The organism is Marinobacterium aestuariivivens (assembly GCF_042661465.1).
GTDB lineage: Bacteria > Pseudomonadota > Gammaproteobacteria > Pseudomonadales > Balneatricaceae > Marinobacterium_A > Marinobacterium_A aestuariivivens.
In genome coordinates this window covers 336,445-355,459 of record NZ_JBHSWE010000002.1, presented here as the reverse complement: position 1 = coordinate 355,459, position 19,015 = coordinate 336,445, and the positions used below count along the sequence as shown (strand labels likewise).

Below are 19,015 nucleotides of genomic sequence, written 5' to 3'. Positions count from 1 at the left end.
CTGTATCAGTGGATCAGCTCAGCCGGAACCTTGATCTTGCCCTCGACAGTGAGTTCTGCCGGGACGTAGTAGCACGGTTCGTAATCTGAACTGGTTTGTTTCCCCTCTGGGTCATAGAAGGCGATGTGGCTGCTCTTGCGTCCCATATCCACCAAGTCGAAGTTAATGGGCATTCCCACCGCCTCTGCTGCTGGGGAGAGCTTAATAATGCCCTCTCCATCCACCAGCGCTGTGGCCCAATGGAAGTCTTCACCACCGATTACCGGTTGCTCGACATCCAGCACCTCGACCATCACTGGTTTGAGTTTCCGCCAACGCCACAGGCTGTTCCCAAGTTCTTTGGCGACCGCCAAGAACGCGGGATACACAACCGACTGCCCCAGAATCTCGTGGGCGGTGGTGTCAGCCAGGCCATTGATGGTCCCTTCTGGGATCCCTTTCACACGACAGTGCTCTATCGGTGTAAGGATGCGAGACAGCTCAGGATTATGCTTGCTGACGATGAACGGTTCGGTGCTACGGCACTTCGCATACGCTTTGCCGATAGTGCCGCAGAACGTTTCTTCACCAGTCAGAAGCTGACGAGCGAACCCTTTCCCAGCGGCTTTGTCTCGTTTCTCCTTGTTAGCCAAGTAGTCGAAGGACTTAAATCGGTCGGAGTCGGGCGCCACAGGCTCCAGGATGTCGTTCAGACAAGCCTCTTTCTCCCGCACCGGCATGACATTTTCGAGCTCAAACCCCTCAATGCCTTTCGATACGGCTACGGCGCAAAGCCGTTTCCGTTTCTCCAGTACTCCAAACTCATTCCCATCGAGGATACGTTCTTGAAGGGTATATCCAAGAGACCCCAGCACCGAACGGATCACCTCCATTGAGGCAGTATTCACGTACTCGGGAACGTTCTCGGCGATGACGATAGAGGGATTGAGAACTTCGACGAATTGCAGAAAGTTGAAGAAAAGTGCGCCTGCCTCATCATGCGATTCGGCAAACTCCAGCATATTCTTGCTACGTCCTGACTTCGATGCTCCCGTACATGGAATACCTGCAATCAACAGGTCCACCTGCGGGGGATTCCGGTTCATGTTGACAGCCTGGATCGGTGATTCGATCACCATGGAATTGTCATCCCACAGCTCCGGGTTGTTCCGAAGAGACGAATCCAGGTACTTGCCTTCCATCTCGACAGCCACGGCAACCTTGCTGGTAATTCCGGCCTCCCATAAGCCTTTGTGGAGAGCCTTGTCTACTACGCCGCCTCCATGAAAGAGGCTGCATACCGATAGGGGCTCACCCTTCTCCAGCTTGCTGACCAACCGTTCTACCCGCTCCTTTACCCGCTGCTGCTGGTGATGGGAAGATATGACGATCTTGCCGCTCTTGATTGCGACTCGGAGCATCTCGACGCCATCGAAGATGTCCGCCAGCTCCTGTACCGTCAGGTCAATGATCGGCGAAACGCGGCCATTCCGTTCACGCTTGCTGACAGTAAACTTCCCAGCCTCTTTAACATGAAGCAGAACCTGAGAATCTTTTACTTCCAGGTCATACTTCATGCCAGGACGGTAGCCTTCACGGACCAGCTTCTGGCCTTCTAGCCAGACGCGCTTTTTGCCACGGTGCTCACCGAGTCTTGTATTGACGATAGTAGCCATAGGTTTTCCTCCAAAGATTGAAGGGCCACCTGTTCCCAGCGGGACAGGTGGCCCGCTGGGCTTTTGCGTTACAAACGCAACTTGGGCATCAGTCCGCGTCCATTGAGAGCAGCGCTGAAGCGTCTTCGATAGAGCCTGTTGTCATCAGTTTATGGAGAACAGCGCCGATGTTTTCACCGGTTTTCTCCACCACCTTCCGATATTCCAAGTAAAAGTCATAAAGCTTTTCAGCTTGCTCAATGTGGGCTAGCGACTCAACAGGAATGGTGTTCCCAGGGTTGCAGTACCACTTTGTTATAACTCTCTGGACAAACCCTTTCTTGTCACCAACGAACTTCGAACTACCGAATACACCGCTAGTTGGCGCTCGCTAAATAACCGAAACAGGATTTGCGAAACAGGCGATTTTTTTCATAGCACTCTCCAGAGTGAACCGGGAGGCTGCCCTTACGGGGCAGACCTTCCGCAAGGGTTATTGGATACCGGTGACCTCTTCTATCCTCATCTGAAGTTCTCTGGAACGCTTCTGCGGGATGAATCCAAGGACTGCTAGTCCACCAGCATTTTTCTTGGTTCGAGAAAGGTACTCAGCCGACAGGGGAATCCACTTGGTTTTCCCTATGCAGAACTTCGTGTCTTTGCTCAAACCCTCGATTTCGTCCTTTCGGAACGTAATTTCACCTTTCCCGTTCTGCTCCACCCGCTGACTCGTGCCATAGGCCAGACAGAGGCGTTTTCCAGATGGATCGGCGTCAACTACAAGTACCGGTCGGAACTTGGGGCCTGGTCGATGGGGATGCTCGTCCTCCGGCAGCCAGGCAAACAGAATGGCCCCTACCAGGGCCGAAAGGTTAGACATGTCTACCTCCGAGCCCTGAAGGGCAATTAGTGATGTGTTAAGACTACTCTTCCTTACGGACCCTGTTTTTCACCAGGAAGTCGTCAAGGGACTCTCCCGGTGCGGCAGAGCCTTCGTCGGTTTCGTAGTCTTGCATGCCAGTGCAGATGAAACGCTTGACCAGCTGCTCAACAGTGATGTCGAGTTCCTTGGCTCGGCGCTCCAGCAGCTCTGGAAGCGTGTCACGCTCGCTAAAGCGGATTTCTATGGTTGGCATACGTGCTTGCCTATGATTCGTAGTCACAGGCAATAGTAGCACTCCGTTGCTTCCCATACCCTTTCACCTCCTTTGATCTTCCGTCTGTTGATTCAAAACATGCTGAAGTCGTCGAAAATGGAGACCTCTTCCCGCTTCATCCTTGTCAACAGTGGTTCTACTTCAGACTGATGGAGATAGGTTCTTTGTGTGCCCATAACAGAGCCCCACGACTGATCATCATCAGTCTCGCAGGGTTTGCGCAACCACCGGTGGACAAGCTCGTAGCGAGCCTGCTTTCCGTCCTTCCGGCGAACCGATTCTCCAAGCTGAAACAGGGCCATGAAATCACTCCCCATGCCTTGAGCTAGGATGGCATGCGGGAATTCATTGCTGTAATCAACTATATACTGCTCTTGGAACATGCTTTCTCCTGAAAATTACAGGCGCACACGTCCCATACCGGGCGATGCGCCCGGTGGGCAGGTAATTAATGGATCGATGTACCGGAGAGATCTTCCCCAGAATACACATGCCCGATTCGCAGGCAGTCAAGGACATGCAGATTAGTCACTTTGTCCCGGCACCACAGATCAAACAACTTTGACCAGTCACTCGGGTAGTGCCCTGCACATGCTTCACGTTGCTTACGGGTTTTGGCTTTTTCCAGTTTCGCCTGATACGCGGCTTTTGCTGCGGTCTCAGACCGCTTATACAGCTCATCGTATATGGCGTTGAATTTAGGCTCAGGCAACTGACTTGCATAGGCCATGGTAGGTTCTCCGGCTATGGCGGAGATGTCCCCAGCAGGGCATCCCCGCTGGGTTAATTGAAAAGCTGTTTGTTTCGAGAGACCAGCTATCTCATCTTCGCTCTCAGCGAGAGCAAAACTGCTTTTCCGGCTCACCCGAAGCCAGATGACCGGGAAAAACAGCTCAGTTTTGACGATTCTACCTACCCTGGAAGAAATGTCACCGCTCAATTTGCCAGTATCGGTTGCAGAAGGCGGCAGCGCCCGTAAAGCCGGAGCTTTACGGGATGCCATTTTTCTATCGGTGTCTCGACTCCCAGGCTGCCTGAATGGCCTTATGCCATCCGCCAAGGTGGCGAATGGCCTCAGGCTCCTGTCCTGCCAAAGCGCACAAGGCTTCCAGTTCGGTCAACTGGCAATGCGCTCTGAGCGCCTTGAGTAAGCGGGGATACCGCTCGGCCACAGTTCGCGGTCTGGAGCGCTCCCAAACCGGAAGTACACCCAGAATACTGCCAGGACGGCGATTCGGGATCCCTTTGGCGGCTTCATGGGCTTCCTCGATGGTCATGAATACCGCAGCCTCGCCGGTTCGTATAGTCGGTTGATCCACCAGCCGACCATCTTTACTCAGCACAAGGTCGCAGGCACGCCCTCCGAAGAAAGGATCGCCGTCGCCGTAGAACTCCATGACCTCCATCGAGTCAGGAAGAACCCTCCAGCGCTTTTTCGTCTCGACAACGTAGTTCCAGTCTTCAAGACTTGGGAGAACCCTGGCCTTTTCTGTCTGGCGTGGAGTAGTGGCAAGAACTGATGAACGGTTAGCGCAATTCATGAGCAAGTGCCTCTACTTCGACGCCAGCTTCACTGCGGAGGAAGTAAACTTCCCCGCTCTTCTTCACCACCTCATAGACACCGGATGAATGCCCGTCATCGGGATCAATCCAGGTCACCTCCTCTCCTATCGAACGAGGAGCAGGTGCATTCAGCGGAAACGCCGACTGAATGAAGTGATTGAAAGCTTCAACTGCGGCTGCGTCTCTGGTCTCATGCGAAATGTCCGAGCCCTCGGACCCGTCCGTGAAATACCAGTATCCCGGTAGATCACTGTCTTCACGCACCGAATAGCCGATGCTTTCAAGCTGCTTCTCTGTCGGGACATTATTCATTGAAATGATAATGCAGCCCTCGAAATCAGAAACAGCTTTCTCTACAACGTCTCTCAAGCTTTCCCCAAAATTGAGGTACACCAGTTTCTCATTGACATCACGTTCAGTGATGATCAGTTCATATCGTTTCATGCGAATCTCCAGGTTGTTGGCCGGAATCCGCCCCTTCCGGGACGGAACCCCGGTAGGGTTATTCACGCTTACTATGAGAGAGCGGAGTTGTATCCAGCTGTTCCGCCAGTGCTACCACCAGCCAGCAAGGAGCATCTATGAGAGCAACCAGACGGTTGAACAGGTAGATAGCCCCTTTCTTATGGCCCGCGTTAATGCGCTGCTGGACCCGGTACAGGTATGCCTGCACCAGCTTCCGGTTCTCACGATAACGTTTTGCATCACTCAACTCCTTGGCACCACTGAGATGGCAGAATAACGTCGCGTCATTTCTGTCCAACCCTCGCCAATTAACATCGAGATACATACTTCCTCCGTTCGGTAGCAACGGGAGCCCCCACCACACTGATGATCGAACGCCCTGAATGGGATCGAATCTCTGTATGAGTGCAGGTGATTGTGACCGTAGAGCCCCCATTGGTAGGAAGCCCTGGCAAGGCATCGTCCCTTACGGGAGTCTGTCCCGCAGGGCAATGTCGCCTGTTCACTCAGGAAGGCCCACAGCGCTAGCCATGGGATTACGTTTCGTGCTGTTTGTTTTAGGTGACCAGCTATCACACAAAGCGCCTCAGACGCTTTCCGCGTCACTCTGTTTCTTTCACATGTGAAAGATTAAAGAGACCCGGAAAGCGCCAGAGAGAAGCTCATTGGCACTCTCCAACGCCAACCCAGGGTCATGCCTGACGGCTTTCCCTAACCTTAGCCCTTTCCTGTTGATGAAGCACTGCGAGGGTTTGTTCTCGGAGCTCTGATGACAAATATCCCAGCTCCGAACAACAGACAACGAAGGAGAACGGGTGTATGTCGTCCGACATCAACCATTCCATCGTTTCCTGCTTTATACCCTCTCCGGCTCTACCATCTGCCAGGACTTTCAGGCTATGCCATAACAGCCCCTCACGGAGCTCGAATATGGCTTTTTCATCCCACTCGAACCGTGGCTCAAACGGGATGACTTTGGCTGGCTTGCTTGGCTCGGTCGAACCGAACAAGTCGAGCTCCAGTTGCACTTCCTCGCGATATATAGGAAGAGACAGACGCACTGCATCCATGGGGATCTCCTTCTGTATGCCGTCGAGGCCCGAGATCCCCCAAGGGAGTCGAGCCCCTTGGGGTTGCAGTAAGCCATGAAGCTACAAACTTAATGCTTGATAAGCTGCACGCTTTCCCGGTTTAGTCGGTAAAGGAGAGGCCCATTCATCCCCACAAGGGGTGAGAAGGCCCCTTATGGGTTAGTTTCAAGTTGCATGAGGGTCACCGCCGGTTGCAGAGATGACTACCTGGTTACCAGTAGAGATTCTCGATCATTTCATCACCAGAGGCTCCGGGATAAGCGATTGCATCGGCGGGCTCGTCCACGAACTCCAGCTCAGGGTGAAAGGCAGGATGAAAGCTCCGGTTCCAAACAGGCTTGTTGCTGTCCAGGTCGAGGTAGCAATGCCTCTGACTAAGCGGGTGATATGCATAAAGCCATCGCCGACCACTGACGGTAAACGGCTTCTCTGTACCACCACACGCAGGCACAAACATATCTGGACGCGGGCTGTCAGCCTCCATTTTGCTCGACCTCTTCCTGTACAGTCAGTCCCCGGAAAAAAATCTCAAACGCAATGTCGGACTCCGCCTTCCCCTGCCAAAACCATTTCTCGGCCAGTTCATAGGCTTCGCTTGAGGGTCCGCCACGACCGTAAGCTACCACGTAATTGTGGATCAGCTCCCGGTCAAAGGTTTTCCCATCGGCTTCCATGAACCAGCGGAGAGGGCATTCCAGAATGCCATGATGGACAACATCACGCTCTTGGTACCCCTCGCGGATTGCTTGCCTAAGGTGCTCGTTTGAGGTTCCCGGAGGCGTTATAGCCTCCAAAAAATCCCGGAGCTCCCCGCAAGATCGTCCCGGTATGGCAGTCCTGCTAGGAGAAGATTGTTTGCTTTGCACCACTTGATGGTGCGGATCACACCTTCCTTCTCATCCTCTCTGGCAGACCTCTTATTCAATTTCATCATCACGACTCTCCACGTAGGGTAAGCCGGGATGCGCCCCACCGGGGCAACGCCCCGGCAGGGTTTTAGTTCAGCTCATACATCCAGCAAGACATCGGTGACCGCTTTTGCGCAGCACACCAAAACCTCGCCCATTGAAAGACAGGCCAAAGGTTCTTTCTGGTAAGCTACCTTACCTTTCAGAAGCCTCGCTCGACACATCCCGCAGATTCCGCTACGACAGTGCGTTTCCACCGGAATGCTGCTTTTCTCCATCTGGGCCAGCAATGTTTCGCTGCTGGCGCTAAGTTGGATTTCCATAGTCATTCTCCAGATCAAAGGGGAATGACTATCCCGTGCGGGGCGTCACCCCCACAGGGTTGTTGGGCAATTATTCAGCCAGCGCATATACGCCGGTCTCAATGCGGTTGAAGAATCGCTCGTCCTGAAGCACCTGACGAATCTTGGCTTGCCAATGATTGTTCTGACGGTGCTTTGCGAACGGTTCCATACGCGCATAAATCTCATCGAGCTTCAGCGTCTTCCCCTGAAGCACACGGCGCACAGCGGCCTTCCAAGTGGTTGCCACCATGTTCACTGCTCTTCGCTGGGCTTCTATCAGAAACACCAACGATGAAGCACCGTCCCGACGAAACACGAGCAGCTTCTCGTGGGCAATACGGATGAGACGACCCGAGTAATACGACTTGCCATCCGGGATGGCGAAGAAATCGCTGACAGAAGTCCAGGCTGTCCCCAAGCGGGAAGTTGAAACGTTCCATCACACAACCGTTTTCGGTCAGCTCTGGTTTGACGTTACCAGTCTTCAGTCGCTTCTTGACGATGCGCTGCACCTGGCGAAGTCTTGCAAACAGCCTGTTGCTGTCGTCTTTGTACCAATCCGGCTTACGCTTTCTCCAGTAGAGCTTTGCGTAAATTTCCCCGGACAGCTGCTGCATCTCGTTCTGGTTAAACGAACCCAGCAGTTGCCGCACCGATCTGTCATCGAACAGGACAGACTCAAGAGCAGAAAGGTTGTTCATCATTGGATGGTCTCCATTGGCCATGGAGGCCACTACCCCCTCGGGGCTGTGTGGCCCCGAAAGGGTGGTTACAGAGGACGGTTATGCATTGCCATCGAGAGTGATAGCAGCTACTCCCAATTCCTTTCGCTTCATTACCTCGATCATCGTTGCCTACCTTCTCAGGAAGCCTTGGCGCCAGTCCCAATGTTTGCAAAACGAATGGCTCGGCCCAAAAAATCAGCCATCAGACGGTTGCCTGTGGAGCTGAAGTAGGCTTGCCACTCACTCCATCCACCAACGGCTGGCACCGAGTTGGGTGACTCAAACACGCCCCAGATCCGCTGCTCACATCCACGCTCCAGGACGGCGTTGACCTGTTCGATCAATGCTTCCCGAGGCATGGCGGAGCTGAGGTTGCAGGGCTGCTCCATGATGAGCTTTTCCGCTTTCTCGAACGTCGTCTTCTCGACGATCCCGGTCTGGGTATCGACAATGAAGGGCACGACTTCTTGGCCGTGATTACCCCACAGCCAGTGCGTGATGTATCCCGGATCTACACCGAGTTTCGCGGGCACCAAGACGGTACCACAGGTTCTCAGCAGCCAGACGAGCTTTGTGCCGTTGAACCGATTCAGTGAATCGAAGTCCATGGCTAGATCGTTACGGTAATACTCAGGCAGCTTGAGGGAAGCCGCTACGGTTTCCATAGTGGCTTTAATGCGATCAAGATGATCTACGTGATGGGTCATAGTGCGTCTCCTAACTCTAAAAATTCGGGGCGCACCAGGCCCCCACAGGGCTGATGTGCCCCATGAGGGTTGATTGAATTGCTGTTTGTTTCAAGAGACCAGCTATCTCACCTTCGCTCTCCAAGAGAGCAAAACCATACTTTCCAAGAGGCTCTAAATCTTTCACATGTGAAAGTTAAAGCATCGTGGGAAGCAAAGTTCACACGATATTAACCCAAGAAAAGAGTTTGGCGCCACGCTAGTTTTGCCTTTTCTGGGCGCACAAGGTGGGGTGATGGCAACGTCGAAAGAAAAAGAACTGTTTGAATAGAGGCGGGGCGTGATGCCCCGCTCTTTACCGCATCGCCGTTGGTATCTGAAAGCGGCACTTGTCGTCGCCACTCGGGTTGTGAGGCACGCGGACTTTCAGTATGGCCAGACTGCGTAGGCAGTGACGTGCTCCGACGCACTCGGTGGCATTGCTGCAACCTGCAAGGCTGGTAGCCTTGCCATCGATGATTGCGGAGTACGGGCCTGTCACACGATTTACGTGCATAATTCCCCCCTCTAGGGTAGCTGGGCGCCCCTCCCCGTCCGGGAAAAGCCGCCCTGTTTCACTTCCCTGTCAGGCTGCGCTCGCGGTCAATGACCGCTCCATCAGCCTGAACAGGGTCCGTTGCAGCTCAGCCGCATCGTCAATCACGATGTTCTTTTGGAACAAAGAAGACACGGCTGAGGTTTCGACGCCAATGCCGACCATTTCAATCTCACTGCGTTCGCACAGGTCGATGACTGCCTGGCACGGGGCAACCCGGTTGGGCTGTCCATCGGTCACAACAATCATCACTTTCCGATCCTCTCTGGTCTTGCTCAGTTCATAGGCCGCGTACCAGATGGCCTCAGCCATCGGCGTGTTGCCTCTTGAACCAAGCATAAAACGCCCAGATTGGTTAAGAACATTCTCCCCATGCTTCACAACACTGAAGACCGGTTGGCTACTGTCACCGCAGAAGTAGGTCACAGCAGGGTTTACCCCAGGGATTGGTTCCAACGCCAGCGCCAGTGCAAGAGCAGACTCCCTCGCCACCTGTTCGCGGGTTTTCCCTTGCGCTTCAGAGCTGACTATCCTCCTCATTGATCCGCTCATATCCACCAGGATATGGACCGCTGTGTTCGGTCGCTGCCGCTCTACAGGAGAACGGAACACCCGAGTATCACCGGCAACCACACGATGGAGGCTACGGGTATCCAGGCGCTTCCCTGACCGCCTATTTCGGTTTCCAGTTCGCTGGCTGGCTTGCACCAAGCCATAGAGCTGGCTCCGAATTTTCGATGTGGTGCTTTTAACGGAATCGACCAGCTGACGGCCCATCGGATGTTTCGGTGCTTCCACCGCCCTCCGAACCGTCTGGTAGTGAGTGTCCCCACCCTGCTCTGCCGATCTTTCCAGCTCTGCCTTCAGTGATTTGTGCGCGTCTCCGAGCAGCTCATCGCCTTTGGCATTTAGCACCTGCCGAATCACTTCAGCGGCGTTTTTTGCCTTGTTATCGCCAGCCCCTCCTCGGGTTTGGGCAGATCCGTCCTTTTGCTCACCTTTGTCTCCGTTCCCGGATTGCGATGAAGCATTGTCCGAACCAGTCGGGTTTGACTGAGCTTGGTTTGTGGATTGCTCCTTCGGGTCATCCTTGCCCGCATTTCCAAGCTGCTGCCCGGAAGCACCTTTCTGGTCGCCCTGCGCTTGATCAGCACTATTCTGCTGATCTCCTGGCCGTCCTTCTGGTCCTGCTGGCCCTGTTGCCCTTGGGAGTCGCCTTGCCCATCAGACGAATCGTTGGAGCCCTGCTGCTGTTGCTGACCCTGATTCGCCTGTTGTTGCTGTTGTTGCTGTTGTTGCTGCTTTTTCTCCTCCTTTTCTTTCTCCTCTTCGAGCATCTTCATGACCTCTTCCGTAAGAGCGACAGCTTCAGCCGTGGACTGAGCATCCACCACTTTGCGCAGGAGGGCATTGAGACGAACAACAACGCCACGCGGGAAAGTTTCTTCTAGTGCCACCTTGGCAGAATCCAAGTATGGCTGTAACACGGTCTGACCAACTGCCTGCGATTGCAGCCAATAGAGGCAGAACCCCTCCAGGATGGAGGCCGGTGAGCTGTCCTTCGTGACGTGCTGATAATGACCAGCTTGGGCCATGTATCGAGCCACTTCACTCAGGGTTTGCGCTGTACCGGGGTAAATACCAATCATACCTCTCTCGATCCGGCAGTCCTCAAACACGTTCGAGAGGTCTGCATGAAGACCAGGACGACGATTCACCGTGAAGTCAGTGAAACGTACATGACCTGCCTCGTGAGCGAGATACCCCCAGACCGCATCCATATTCGGATAGTTGTCGGGGATCTTAGGAACCACGATAGTCTTGCCATCGGTGTAGGCAGTATCGCCGCCGATGGCAACTTTCACTCCGAACTTCTCGCCGTAAGCCGCAGCCACGATCGGAAGTGCGCTGTAAATGGTTTTGCGTTTTGACATGTCTTTTCTCCTTCACAGAAAGGGACGAAGAGACATGCCACCCCCAAGAGGGGTGGCTGCCCCTCCGGGGTTGGGTTGCCTTAACGTCAGAAGTAGAAATCTTCGTCGTCCGACGTATCAGGCATTACCGGATGTGCTTCCTCTCCACCAGCACTCGCTGGCTCAGATTCCGCATACTCCGGCTCGTTTACAACATCAGGTTCTGCCTCCGGCGCTGCCGTTTCTTCAACCTCAGCTTGTTGTGGGGCTTTCGTTTCGACGGCTTCCGGCACCGCCGAAGCCTTAGCTTCGACATCACCAGAGAATTGCTGGAAGAACCTGTCCATATCAGCGTCGAGATCCTCAATCGGGGGCTCTTCACTGTTTGCGGCTTCAACGGTTTTACCTTGGGTCGATATGCCCTCGGCTTTCTCGTTTCCGACAACCTCTCCCCGTTCTTCAGGCGTCAGCGGCTGGTAGGAGAGGCTCTCGCCCTCCGCCGCCTTCCCGTCCGGTTGGATGGTACTTTCTTGCGCACTTGCGTCCTCAGCTCCCTTTGCGCGATGCTCAGGGGTCACTGATTCAGTCATGCCGGCAAGTGTTACAGCACCGTTGGCATATTCTTCAATACGCTTCCGGTCGCTCATGATGAGCACGGCTGCAACTACCTGGTAGAAGAAAGGCGCTTTGACTACACGGCCCTGAGCATGTTGCTCATACCCACGCAATGTTTCATCCAGCAGGTTGACCAGCGGGATGAAGGCGCCGTTAAGAAACGACAGGCCATCAACTTTGTCGCGGATATTCTTCAACGTGATGCGAGTGGTAACACCGCATTCTTCTCGACCAGACAGGTTCTTGGAAAAGAACTTGGTGGCCTCTTCAGTGACTTCATCCAGAAGGTCTCGACCGAGGCTTTCAACCTTGCGGCTCAGGCTCTTAGCCGTTGCATCGTCGTCACTGATGGGTTGGATCATGAAGACCTGATACTCAAAGCCAATCCGCCTTTCGACAGTAGACCTCGGGAGGGCTCCCGCACGAATCGCAGTTTCGTACTCCGGGTTTTCAAGAATCCACTCTTCAACAGCGGCGTTGTAGCCTATGATGAAGTTTTGTTTTAACGCATCAAACTCAGCACTGATGTTATTGAGCTTGTCGCAGATATCGTCTGCTTTGCTGGCAGGTACAGCAAAACCGTTCATGAACGGCATACCGTAACTTAACAGCAAGCGACGGGTTTCTGTTTTCAGGCGATTGAAGCCTTTGAGCTTTGCCGGATCACAGATCTTCTTCGAGCCAAGCTGTGCCACCTTCTCAGGGGGATTTCACCACCCTCACCCAGCTTCAAATCAGCAGGGGTCAGACGGGTCTGTCCACTCCAGATGTCGAAATCGACATGGATAACACAAAGGCTGTCGAGATGTTGGACAGTGTTGCTCATGATGCACTCCTTACGGGTGTAAAGGGCGCACCAGTCCCCCACCGGGCCAGTACGCCCAGGTGGGGTAAGTTCAAATGCTGTTTGTTTTCAGAGGCCAGCTGCCTCTTTCACTCTCGCGTGGAGAGTAAAACCTGCTTTCCAAGTTATTTGGCTCGAAACAGCCAGAACGACTTGGGAAACAGGCTTATTTTCATATTACCCCAGCATTAAAGGGGGTGCCACGCTGTAATCGCCGTTTTCGGGCGCAAAGCAGAAATCCTGCCCCGAAGGGCAGGATTGATGGGTCAGTTTGCCCCAGCCGACAACCCGCTATACGCGCCAGCAGGCAGCATCCACGGTTGTTTCTCTGGGACAAAGATTGGCAGCTCGTACTCATTGCGACTTGCCTGGCGAAGTGCCTGCTCGTCAGCAATTTCCAAGGGCTCTGCCATTGCCGCTCTCTCGATGACAGTTTTGCCGTTCCGGCTAATAGCGGTCCCGAATTCTTCCTCATACTGAGAAATCGCTTGGGCTCGCTCCGGCCAGTAGTGCTCTATGGTTGCCCATATACGGTCACCGTTAAAGATGCAGGTCTGGCAACTGGATCGCCCCCACCCGAGCCGGTATGGCACGGGAGGATTGATGCGCCAGTCACAGAGCATCTGCCACACTTCCTCTTCGCTCAGGTGTAGTACCGGCCTCCACGCATCAACATGACGCGGTTTCAGCGGCCTCGCACTTTTGCGAACAGTATCAGTTGAATGTGGCTCCAACTGATTGTACTTAGCGCGATTGCTAGATTCCTCGCGCCGCTCCCCTGTCACGAACAACACCTTTTTGTCGATGAATCGTTCTTGGCAAGTTACAGCCCTGCGGCCTACATCTATCTTCAATGCACTGGAGCACCAGCGGGTTTGAAGACTGGCCGCTTGTTGCGGGAATTTGCGTCGAGTTGCTTCCTTAGCTGCATTGCGGATTAACTCAACAATGCCATCCGGTGTACCGACCATGTGTGAATGGCTCCGGGAGTTGTGCTTGAGCATCTCTCCCTTAAAACCATGTTTTAGCCATGAGAAGTACAGTGGCATATTGAGCGCATCCGCCAGCTTTACGCAATAGTCGTCAATGAACGGCCAATCCATAAAGCTCTCGGCGGCCTCCTGTCCATCTACCAGGTGGTGCCACAGCTCTATCCGGGACGCCGGGAAGCCTCGGTCCAAAAGGTATTTGAGCGCCGCCAGCGAGTCTTTACCACCGGACATGCAGACTACAGCGATGTCGTAATCAAGTTCGATGTCGGGAGCGTCGAAAAACACTCCCGGCATGGCTGGTTGACGCGCAATGATGTCTTTCGGTTCGAGACCAAAAAGGCTCATCTGAGCGTCAGGTATTACCACGCGGTCGTCGTATGAATCTGACAATGCGCTATTCATAAATTGCCTCCATGAGTAAGGTCCACCAGCTCCCGTCAGGGGCCAATGGACTTGCTTTGATTTCTCCCGAGGGAGATATGATTAAGGGACTCTCCCCTGTTAGGGAAAGCAATGCACTAAGATGGGTTCCCTTGGCCGCATGGACGCTGGGATATGGGTGTGGTATGTGCTGTTTGTTTGGAGAGGCCAGCTACCTCACTTCACTCTCGTTGAGAGTAAACCGCCTTTCCATCATAGACTCACTGATGAATCTACGCGGAAAAGGGGGCATTACGCCCCCAGACCAGTCACCTCTAAAAATAAGAGGATTCGACTTCTTCCGACATGTAGTCGAGCGGTGCAAGCACCTCCTCGTCTACTATGTACCGTGGCTTGACCGAATCGGTCACCGTGACACGGCACCGTTCGCCAGCTTCGTCTCTGTACTTGTCGATATCGTCAGGCTTAACACCGGACGCCTTCTCTTCAAGCAGCTTTTTATAGTTCACCCGACCAGCCACCTTGTAGCGAGTCACCATCACGCCGCCGTAGTCAGCGTGAAAGTATTCACCCATCAGTGACTTCATGTCGTCCAGTAAAGGCTTTTGCTTATCCTGAAGCTCGCTCAGTCGCTGTTTTAGCTCCTGAATCTCAGCATCATAGATTCGGTATTCCTCTGCTGCACTGATCCATCTCTCTGCCTGCTTCCCGTGGGGGATATACAGATCGCGCTCAGGATCTTTCTCGGGTTCCTTACGTTCCAGCACTTGTTGCCAGAACTCCTTGGCTTGCACCAGCAGTTCATTGAGCATGGCTTCATCACGAGTAATCACAAACTCCCGGATTTCACCTTCGTACCAGAACACCAACCAACCCTTTGCCGCGTCAGTAACCAGCAATTGATGCTGAACCTGTGCGTAGTAGAGCTGATAAGGCTTGCTGTTGACGCCGTTCGCACAAACGTCCTTCCAGACGCTCTCGCTCGGACACTTCAGCTCGGCAGGCTCCCCATCTCCAGTTAAACCATCCAAAGAGGCTCGCATGAGAGGGTTCTGTGCAGATTCAACGCAGGCAGGAAGAAGCAAATCATTGTGCTTCGCTTCAAATGCCTGACGGGCCTTGTCTTCGTTCTGTACCCCACGGCGAACCAGGGGATTCAAACTTAGATCGACCTCACGAGCATAGCCCGTTTTCTCTGCCCAGAGTCGCCACCGAGTTTTGTACGGTGACCGGTTAAGTAGAATGGTCGCGTCGGTAGCAGTGATGCCACCTCGGCGCCATTCCAACCAATCATCGTCTCGTTGAGACAAGTTGATAATTTTCATGGATCTCTCCTTTGGTTCAGGGGAGATCCCCCTAACAGGGGGGAGACTCCCTCCCATCAGGGGGATGATTCACAGCTGTTCGCCCTCCCCTTCGTCACCAAAGAAGTCATTTTCTCCGGGTAAGGGCGGCTCTTCAGCGGCATTTCGGTGGCCTTCTGCCGGGATAAAAGTAGCGTTACCTTGCCCCTCGGCGTCTTGGTTGCCGTAGTTCGGCTCAGGTGGCTCCATCGCATCCAGTTCTCTGTCACGCAGGAACTGAGTGGCGTATTCCAGCTCTGCACCCTTGAAACGTTCTTCAGCATACTGGTGTGCGGCACTCCAAGCGTTTGCCTGGACTGCACGGGTTGCCAGTTTCTGCAAGATCGGATCCATTTTCTGGTGATCGATCTGAAGCGGCTGCCGAGAAGCTTCCTCCTTCACATGAGTCAGACTGGCAACAGCCGGGTTAATGGCTGCGGCCTGCTCCATCTCACGGATGCGCTCCGCTTCATCCTGATCGTAGATCCCACAGAACCCAAAGGCTACGCGGGCGCACTGGATCAGTGATTTGTGACGAAGCTGACGCTTGGTGTGAGTCTGCCAGGGGCCATCAACGGTGTAGGGACCGTTGCTACCATGGCCCTTGAACGGTTCTCGGTACACTTCATCAAGGAACTCCCTGATTTTGATTGGACGCGACCGATCCTTACGGTACATCACGGTCTCTATCCACTCGGGGCACTCCACCTTGGCACTCTTCATCTTGACCATGCTGTCCGAGTACACGAACTCGACGCCATCGTACTGAGAATGCTCATTGATGATGCGACTCCAACCGTCAACACCCACCACAGGGATGATTCCGTTTTGCTTGTCGGGAAACGCGTAGATTTCCCGAGTAAATGGATTCAGGTTGTACTGCTCAGCAACAACCAACAGAGCCATCATCTGCTCATTAGAAGGGGCCGAACCGTCCCGTTGCTTGAACGCCGTTGCCTTCAGCGTTTCGAAGAACTTGTTGCTGTCCACGCCATATCGCGAGGCGATTCGCGTAACAAGGGATTTGCTATCTGCCATGGTATTTCTCCTGTTCCAACGGAACATTGGTAAGGAGGGGACACCATGGCCCCTAAGGGGCAGGCGCCCCCGACTGGGGTTAGATAGAAGGGATGTCAGGAGACGCCGAGGCGTCCCCTGACACTGATCAAAAGAAGCAGTTTTCGATATCGGACTGGATCTCAGACCAATTAACTTGCTCAGTAGCCAGGCCGAGTTTCACGGCATCACTCCGAACAGTTTCATAGTCGAATCCCATCCGCTCGATGGCGTTTTCCAATGAGTTGAAGTTGGAATAGCTGATGGTGTTGCCTTGCTCATCACAAAGCGTGACCAGCGGCTCAGTTACATCCGGCCACTCAAGCTGGAACCGCTCTTGCAAGCAGATCATCATGAGCAATGGCCGGTGCCCGTGCGCCGAAGTGATCTCCCCTGCACCCTCCAACGTGCTTGGGTGCAAGGTGTTTTCTCCGAACGTCGAGCAAACCTTTAATTCAAATCCACCAACCGATGCCATTAAGACATCTGGTACGGGTGAGTCTGAATCTTTCTTCATCTCAACCTCGAATCCCAGGGCCTTGCTGCTCTTCACGAAGACTCCCGTGATGAACCCCAGGAGGAGCCGCTTGGCATCCTCCTGCTGCATTGCCTTGGGCGGCGAGATGAGCCAATTTGCCGTACCCAGGGTACGTTCTTCCGCATCAGAGTCAGACTCGACTGCGTTTACCATCGCCTCGTCCAGACGGTCTGGCTGAAGTTTTGGATCGAGCTGTTCTGACACTGCAAAGTTATCGGCCATATCGCTCTCCTTAACGCCATTGGTCACCAAACACATCCTTCGCAATACGCAGGATTGCCTCACCTTCCTCTTTAGCAGAGCGGATCAGCAGTGCTTGCTCCAACGCATATCTGAGCGTATTCGGAGCCCCCGGAACTGGAGAGTGAGCTTTGCCCAGCGAACCAGAGTTCGCGTAGACATCGTGACGCCAATCTGTCCATCATCGCCGTTCTCGCCCATGAAGAGCTTCCGAATCTCATTGGCAGTCTTCACCATCCCTTTCCGGATGCCTTCATTGAGCGTGGGGACTACTCTGCCAAGAATACCCAGCTCGGTAGTCTCGTCGGCATAGCCGACCTCAATAAAGCGATAACGATCCATGGCGGCGAGATTTTGCATCATCACCCCTGGTACAGACCAGAGGCATCACCGGAACCCGTTGAGTTGCCAGTGACGACCACACGAAACATCGGGTGCGGCTTGATGATTTCACCACCATTTTGAGCGATAACCAGGGGACGACCTTCCAGGACATCATTGAGGCCTGCAAGTTCGGCTGGATCAGCCAAATCCACCTCGTTGATGAGAAGGATATGTCCTTTCTTCATGGCGACAGCCAAGGGGCCATACATGAATTGCATGACGGGAGATTCACCCGGCTTCGGCGAGACCAAAGCATGATGCCCGATCAGGTCGGTCAGCTCCATACGGCCGTTTGCCGTAATTTGCTGAACCGGCCAGCACAGGCGAGCCGCGACCTCGGTGATACCGGAAGTTTTACCGGAGCCGGTAGGTCCGGTGACATACAACGCATCTCCGAAAGGACTCTTCAGAAAGGCGGAAACCTCACGAATAAGCTCTTTCCGGAAAACATAGTTGTCGTCTTTTGACGGGATAAAGGGGTCTGCGCTGGGAGCATATCCAAGAGTCGTTACCGCCTCGGGGACACCATCCATAGCAAACGCCTTGCGGATTGAATATTTAACAATCTCAGTCATTGGAGCACTCCTAATATTCGCAATCAGGGCGCACCAGTCCCCCACCGGGCCAGTACGCCCACGGTGGGGTAAGTTCGACTACTGTTTGTTTTCAGAGGCCAGCTACCTACTTTTCGCTCTCAGCGAGAGCAAAATCTGCTTTCCAATGACTCACTTCATTGGGAAGCAGACTTACTGAGTGTGCGGATGGACGGCCCCGGCTGGGACCGCCCCTCCTCAGATGACAAATGCTGCAACATCGTCGTCGGCTCCGATCAGGTTCCTACCTTTCGCCCACTTCGCTAGTTCGCGGATCGCCTGATCCACACTGGAGAAGCATCTCGGGTTCACGCTAATTTCCCGCCCGTCAGCCAAATACAGTATTCCAGCATCATCATCGTACACATGAATATCGCCATGCATTTCCGTTTCCTCTTGGCCCACCCACCAAACAACACTGCCGGAATGCTGTTTGGAGGATGGGCCAAAAGGCCCGATGGCGAGAAGGAGGGGGATGTCCCCCTCCTCTGGTTATCAGTACCCCAGATCGCGGGCGATCTTACGGAACGGCTTGGCAACATACCAGCCAGAGATCACGCAAGCTGCGATTACAAGTTCCATGGTGTTGTTCCTCATATTGAGGGGGCAACACCCCCATCGGGGAACGTTGCCCCCAATGGGTTTTGATTAGAAAAGAAGAATCGTCAAGGGCGATCCAATTGTTTACCACACAAGGGACTTACCCCGGCGCAGATAAGTTGGAATGTCATAAACATCCCAGTCCACCTCAGATTCAGATCTTTTCGGCATCTGAACCGGAGCCGGTTCAGCCTCAACAGACTTTTCAGTCTGTTCGGCAGAAGCTCGTTGAACGATGACGGCCTCTACAGACCGTGTAGCAGATCGTGCAAACGCGAAGGTCCTCTTGGCGAGGTGTACGGTCGGGACAAGCATCCGATCCAGCGCGAACACGATACCTCGATGCGA

At 53.8% G+C, this 19,015-nt stretch carries 23 protein-coding genes; all 23 read right to left on the bottom strand.

The annotated features are described in order from the left end of the window. Positions 1 to 5: 5 nt before the first annotated feature. The 23 genes from ACFQDL_RS32560 to ACFQDL_RS32450 all read right to left on the bottom strand — a co-directional run bounded on the left by ACFQDL_RS32560 (position 6) and on the right by ACFQDL_RS32450 (position 18,451). Positions 6 to 1,655, bottom strand: a complete 1,650-nt coding sequence (locus tag ACFQDL_RS32560) for a DNA cytosine methyltransferase (protein ID WP_379914168.1) — start codon at positions 1,653 to 1,655, stop codon at positions 6 to 8. Positions 1,656 to 2,127: 472 nt separating this feature from the next. Then, positions 2,128 to 2,514 carry a hypothetical protein gene (locus ACFQDL_RS32555; RefSeq protein ID WP_379914166.1) on the bottom strand — a complete coding sequence of 129 codons (387 nt, stop codon included), beginning with the start codon at positions 2,512 to 2,514 and terminating at the stop codon, positions 2,128 to 2,130. A 43-nt stretch (positions 2,515 to 2,557) separates the two neighbouring features. Next, positions 2,558 to 2,770 (bottom strand): hypothetical protein, encoded by a 213-nt coding sequence (locus tag ACFQDL_RS32550; protein ID WP_379914164.1) that lies wholly within the window; start codon positions 2,768 to 2,770, stop codon positions 2,558 to 2,560. A 92-nt stretch (positions 2,771 to 2,862) separates the two neighbouring features. Then, entirely contained in the window at positions 2,863 to 3,174 is a 312-nt protein-coding gene (locus tag ACFQDL_RS32545; RefSeq protein ID WP_379914162.1) for a hypothetical protein, read from the bottom strand. A 65-nt stretch (positions 3,175 to 3,239) separates the two neighbouring features. Next, on the bottom strand, positions 3,240 to 3,794 hold the full coding sequence (locus ACFQDL_RS32540) for a hypothetical protein (protein ID WP_379914160.1): 555 nt from the start codon (positions 3,792 to 3,794) through the stop codon (positions 3,240 to 3,242). 4 nt (positions 3,795 to 3,798) lie between these two features. After that, complete coding sequence (locus ACFQDL_RS32535; RefSeq protein ID WP_379914158.1) at positions 3,799 to 4,332, bottom strand: hypothetical protein; 534 nt, start codon at positions 4,330 to 4,332, stop codon at positions 3,799 to 3,801. Next, entirely contained in the window at positions 4,319 to 4,798 is a 480-nt protein-coding gene (locus ACFQDL_RS32530) for a hypothetical protein (RefSeq protein ID WP_379914156.1), read from the bottom strand. Before ACFQDL_RS32530 ends, ACFQDL_RS32535 begins: the two co-directional genes overlap by 14 nt. Positions 4,799 to 4,856: 58 nt before the next feature. Then, entirely contained in the window at positions 4,857 to 5,144 is a 288-nt protein-coding gene (locus ACFQDL_RS32525) for a hypothetical protein (protein ID WP_379914155.1), read from the bottom strand. A 367-nt stretch (positions 5,145 to 5,511) separates the two neighbouring features. Then, positions 5,512 to 5,889, bottom strand: coding sequence for a topoisomerase II (locus ACFQDL_RS32520; RefSeq protein ID WP_379914153.1), 378 nt, complete (start codon positions 5,887 to 5,889; stop codon positions 5,512 to 5,514). A 494-nt stretch (positions 5,890 to 6,383) separates the two neighbouring features. Continuing rightward, on the bottom strand, positions 6,384 to 6,584 hold the full coding sequence (locus ACFQDL_RS32515) for a hypothetical protein (RefSeq protein WP_379914151.1): 201 nt from the start codon (positions 6,582 to 6,584) through the stop codon (positions 6,384 to 6,386). 332 nt (positions 6,585 to 6,916) lie between these two features. Then, entirely contained in the window at positions 6,917 to 7,141 is a 225-nt protein-coding gene (gene yfaE, locus ACFQDL_RS32510) for a class I ribonucleotide reductase maintenance protein YfaE (RefSeq protein WP_379914149.1), read from the bottom strand. Positions 7,142 to 7,344: 203 nt separating this feature from the next. Next, positions 7,345 to 7,866, bottom strand: coding sequence for a hypothetical protein (locus ACFQDL_RS32500; RefSeq protein ID WP_379914145.1), 522 nt, complete (start codon positions 7,864 to 7,866; stop codon positions 7,345 to 7,347). Between the two features lie 158 nt (positions 7,867 to 8,024). Beyond that, complete coding sequence (locus ACFQDL_RS32495; RefSeq protein ID WP_379914143.1) at positions 8,025 to 8,594, bottom strand: hypothetical protein; 570 nt, start codon at positions 8,592 to 8,594, stop codon at positions 8,025 to 8,027. Between the two features lie 604 nt (positions 8,595 to 9,198). Continuing rightward, complete coding sequence (locus ACFQDL_RS32490) at positions 9,199 to 10,083, bottom strand: VWA domain-containing protein (RefSeq protein WP_379914141.1); 885 nt, start codon at positions 10,081 to 10,083, stop codon at positions 9,199 to 9,201. A gap of 8 nt (positions 10,084 to 10,091) precedes the next feature. Continuing rightward, positions 10,092 to 11,102, bottom strand: a complete 1,011-nt coding sequence (locus ACFQDL_RS32485; RefSeq protein WP_379914139.1) for a hypothetical protein — start codon at positions 11,100 to 11,102, stop codon at positions 10,092 to 10,094. An 86-nt stretch (positions 11,103 to 11,188) separates the two neighbouring features. After that, positions 11,189 to 12,391 (bottom strand): DUF3150 domain-containing protein, encoded by a 1,203-nt coding sequence (locus tag ACFQDL_RS32480; RefSeq protein WP_379914137.1) that lies wholly within the window; start codon positions 12,389 to 12,391, stop codon positions 11,189 to 11,191. Between the two features lie 415 nt (positions 12,392 to 12,806). Beyond that, positions 12,807 to 13,934 carry an adenine nucleotide alpha hydrolase family protein gene (locus ACFQDL_RS32475; RefSeq protein ID WP_379914135.1) on the bottom strand — a complete coding sequence of 376 codons (1,128 nt, stop codon included), beginning with the start codon at positions 13,932 to 13,934 and terminating at the stop codon, positions 12,807 to 12,809. A 293-nt stretch (positions 13,935 to 14,227) separates the two neighbouring features. Then, positions 14,228 to 15,238 (bottom strand): YqaJ viral recombinase family nuclease, encoded by a 1,011-nt coding sequence (locus ACFQDL_RS32470; protein WP_379914133.1) that lies wholly within the window; start codon positions 15,236 to 15,238, stop codon positions 14,228 to 14,230. Between the two features lie 69 nt (positions 15,239 to 15,307). Then, positions 15,308 to 16,294 carry a phage recombination protein Bet gene (gene bet, locus ACFQDL_RS32465; protein ID WP_379914131.1) on the bottom strand — a complete coding sequence of 329 codons (987 nt, stop codon included), beginning with the start codon at positions 16,292 to 16,294 and terminating at the stop codon, positions 15,308 to 15,310. Positions 16,295 to 16,421: 127 nt separating this feature from the next. Further along, the gene (locus ACFQDL_RS32460; protein WP_379914129.1) at positions 16,422 to 17,072 is read right to left on the bottom strand and encodes a hypothetical protein; all 651 of its coding nucleotides are present in this window, start codon (positions 17,070 to 17,072) and stop codon (positions 16,422 to 16,424) included. A gap of 84 nt (positions 17,073 to 17,156) precedes the next feature. Continuing rightward, a complete protein-coding gene (locus tag ACFQDL_RS33165) occupies positions 17,157 to 17,450 on the bottom strand; it encodes a CbbQ/NirQ/NorQ domain-containing protein (RefSeq protein WP_465264028.1) in 294 nt (97 codons plus the stop codon). 2 nt (positions 17,451 to 17,452) lie between these two features. Beyond that, positions 17,453 to 18,049 carry an AAA family ATPase gene (locus ACFQDL_RS33160; protein WP_465264027.1) on the bottom strand — a complete coding sequence of 199 codons (597 nt, stop codon included), beginning with the start codon at positions 18,047 to 18,049 and terminating at the stop codon, positions 17,453 to 17,455. Between the two features lie 216 nt (positions 18,050 to 18,265). Then, entirely contained in the window at positions 18,266 to 18,451 is a 186-nt protein-coding gene (locus tag ACFQDL_RS32450; protein ID WP_379914128.1) for a hypothetical protein, read from the bottom strand. Positions 18,452 to 19,015: the final 564 nt, after the last annotated feature.

What these genes read in the sequence shown, in the direction of transcription:
- ACFQDL_RS32560 (WP_379914168.1), bottom strand. Translation starts at nt 1,655, where the DNA reads ATGGCTACTATCGTCAATACAAGACTCGGTGAGCACCGTGGCAAAAAG.
- ACFQDL_RS32555 (WP_379914166.1), bottom strand. Translation starts at nt 2,514, where the DNA reads ATGTCTAACCTTTCGGCCCTGGTAGGGGCCATTCTGTTTGCCTGGCTG.
- ACFQDL_RS32550 (WP_379914164.1), bottom strand. Translation starts at nt 2,770, where the DNA reads ATGCCAACCATAGAAATCCGCTTTAGCGAGCGTGACACGCTTCCAGAG.
- ACFQDL_RS32545 (WP_379914162.1), bottom strand. Translation starts at nt 3,174, where the DNA reads ATGTTCCAAGAGCAGTATATAGTTGATTACAGCAATGAATTCCCGCAT.
- ACFQDL_RS32540 (WP_379914160.1), bottom strand. Translation starts at nt 3,794, where the DNA reads ATGGCATCCCGTAAAGCTCCGGCTTTACGGGCGCTGCCGCCTTCTGCA.
- ACFQDL_RS32535 (WP_379914158.1), bottom strand. Translation starts at nt 4,332, where the DNA reads ATGAATTGCGCTAACCGTTCATCAGTTCTTGCCACTACTCCACGCCAG.
- ACFQDL_RS32530 (WP_379914156.1), bottom strand. Translation starts at nt 4,798, where the DNA reads ATGAAACGATATGAACTGATCATCACTGAACGTGATGTCAATGAGAAA.
- ACFQDL_RS32525 (WP_379914155.1), bottom strand. Translation starts at nt 5,144, where the DNA reads ATGTATCTCGATGTTAATTGGCGAGGGTTGGACAGAAATGACGCGACG.
- ACFQDL_RS32520 (WP_379914153.1), bottom strand. Translation starts at nt 5,889, where the DNA reads ATGGATGCAGTGCGTCTGTCTCTTCCTATATATCGCGAGGAAGTGCAA.
- ACFQDL_RS32515 (WP_379914151.1), bottom strand. Translation starts at nt 6,584, where the DNA reads ATGGAAGCCGATGGGAAAACCTTTGACCGGGAGCTGATCCACAATTAC.
- yfaE (WP_379914149.1), bottom strand. Translation starts at nt 7,141, where the DNA reads ATGGAAATCCAACTTAGCGCCAGCAGCGAAACATTGCTGGCCCAGATG.
- ACFQDL_RS32500 (WP_379914145.1), bottom strand. Translation starts at nt 7,866, where the DNA reads ATGATGAACAACCTTTCTGCTCTTGAGTCTGTCCTGTTCGATGACAGA.
- ACFQDL_RS32495 (WP_379914143.1), bottom strand. Translation starts at nt 8,594, where the DNA reads ATGACCCATCACGTAGATCATCTTGATCGCATTAAAGCCACTATGGAA.
- ACFQDL_RS32485 (WP_379914139.1), bottom strand. Translation starts at nt 11,102, where the DNA reads ATGTCAAAACGCAAAACCATTTACAGCGCACTTCCGATCGTGGCTGCG.
- ACFQDL_RS32475 (WP_379914135.1), bottom strand. Translation starts at nt 13,934, where the DNA reads ATGAATAGCGCATTGTCAGATTCATACGACGACCGCGTGGTAATACCT.
- ACFQDL_RS32470 (WP_379914133.1), bottom strand. Translation starts at nt 15,238, where the DNA reads ATGAAAATTATCAACTTGTCTCAACGAGACGATGATTGGTTGGAATGG.
- bet (WP_379914131.1), bottom strand. Translation starts at nt 16,294, where the DNA reads ATGGCAGATAGCAAATCCCTTGTTACGCGAATCGCCTCGCGATATGGC.
- ACFQDL_RS32460 (WP_379914129.1), bottom strand. Translation starts at nt 17,072, where the DNA reads ATGGCCGATAACTTTGCAGTGTCAGAACAGCTCGATCCAAAACTTCAG.
- ACFQDL_RS33165 (WP_465264028.1), bottom strand. Translation starts at nt 17,450, where the DNA reads ATGCAAAATCTCGCCGCCATGGATCGTTATCGCTTTATTGAGGTCGGC.
- ACFQDL_RS33160 (WP_465264027.1), bottom strand. Translation starts at nt 18,049, where the DNA reads ATGACTGAGATTGTTAAATATTCAATCCGCAAGGCGTTTGCTATGGAT.
- ACFQDL_RS32450 (WP_379914128.1), bottom strand. Translation starts at nt 18,451, where the DNA reads ATGCATGGCGATATTCATGTGTACGATGATGATGCTGGAATACTGTAT.